Source organism: Photorhabdus kleinii (assembly GCF_025384885.1).
Lineage (GTDB): Bacteria > Pseudomonadota > Gammaproteobacteria > Enterobacterales > Enterobacteriaceae > Photorhabdus > Photorhabdus kayaii.
On the sequence record NZ_JAJAFY010000133.1, the window covers coordinates 1 to 1,352 of the forward strand.

Annotated in this window: 2 protein-coding genes; one reads left to right on the plus strand and one right to left on the minus strand. The window is 50.3% G+C overall.

Features of this window, described 5'->3' with window-relative positions; genetic code table 11:
* On the minus strand, positions 1-468 hold a 468-nt coding region (locus tag LG003_RS22965), incomplete at its 3' end, for a terminase gpP N-terminus-related DNA-binding protein (protein WP_262981761.1).
* Between the two features lie 145 nt (positions 469-613).
* Between LG003_RS22965 and LG003_RS22970 the strand changes: the two genes are divergently transcribed.
* On the plus strand, positions 614-1,352 hold a 739-nt coding region (locus LG003_RS22970), incomplete at its 3' end, for a GPO family capsid scaffolding protein (RefSeq protein ID WP_262981762.1).

Sequence of the window (1,352 nt, forward strand, 5' to 3'; positions counted from 1 at the left end):
GGCAAAATACCATGTGGCCCCAATTTGCCGCGATTTTAATATCATGCGGTTACGGCGGTCTTTCTGTTTGTACCAGCGTTTTTGATACTCAAACAGGGATTCATAAACCGACGCACGCAATGCAGCGACTTGCTCATCACTAAAATGATTTTTCGGGGTTTTTACCTTTTTCTTTTCTTCTTTTTTAGCTTCAGCGCGATCGAAACGTTCCAACTGGCGATAAAGAAAATCAAGCGTCTTAAAATCATGCGGTGCCAGGGTTTCTTTCGCTTGTAACCGTAATATTTTTACGTGAAGCTCGCCGTTGACGCGCTCGCGGGGGTTGGCTTCATCCCACTTATCGCGCCGCCGCCACGAATAAATCGTGTTCGCACTGACGCCCAGTCGTTTTGCTATTTGCGAAACGCTGTAGGCTTGCCAGTACAGGCTTTTTGCTTCGTGTCGAGGATCATGTTCTGTCGTCATCATGCCGCCACTTTCCCACGGTCACGCGCGTGCCGCTATGACTCCTGCCTGTCGCGGGGCCCCGACACGGCGAAAGCTTTGAGTCAAAAAGCCGTGACTGCGAACATAGCGCTATCAAAAGTCAGAAGTGCCTGTTGGAGAAGTGACAATGCCAAAAACCATTAAATTAACGGTCTGCACGGAGGGAATGACGCTCAATGGCTTTGCCGTCACCCGCGAGCAGATCCAGCAGATGGCCGATAGCTATAACCCTCGACTGTACGCCGCCCGCTTGAATCTGGAGCACGTCAAAAGCCTGTTCCCGGACAGTACGTTTCGTCAGTTTGCGTTAGTACAATCTGCCAGTGCCTACGAGGTTAAAGACGGCCCATTACAGGGCAAGCTGGCGCTGGAGGCCACTGTTGAACTGGATGAAGAAAAGGACGCGGAATTAATCAAGCTGAACCAGAGTGGGCAGAAGATTTTTTCCAGCATTGAGTTTTACTCCCGTTTTCCTCAGACCCAGAGCGCCTATTTGACCGGCATTGCGCTGACGGATACCCCCGCCGCTGTCGGTACGGAATTAATCAAGCTGAGTGTGCAGGAGCGCGGTCTGCCGGCCAGTGATGATCGCTATTTGTCGGCATCACTGGAAACCATGGTTGAATTGCTGGCGGGGACTGAACAGAACCCTGTCGATGATAAATCCCTCGGTGAAAAGTTTGTTTTATCCGTGAAAAAAGCGCTAGGGCTGCACCGTGATCACAACAACGCAGAATTAAACATTTTGCGGGAAATGGTGCAATTAACCGCTGAAAAATGCGGTGAAGCCCTTAATCAAGCGCAAAAGTTGTGCCAACTGGAAACCCTATGCGCCAGTCAGTCGGAAAAAATCACTGTGCTTGAAA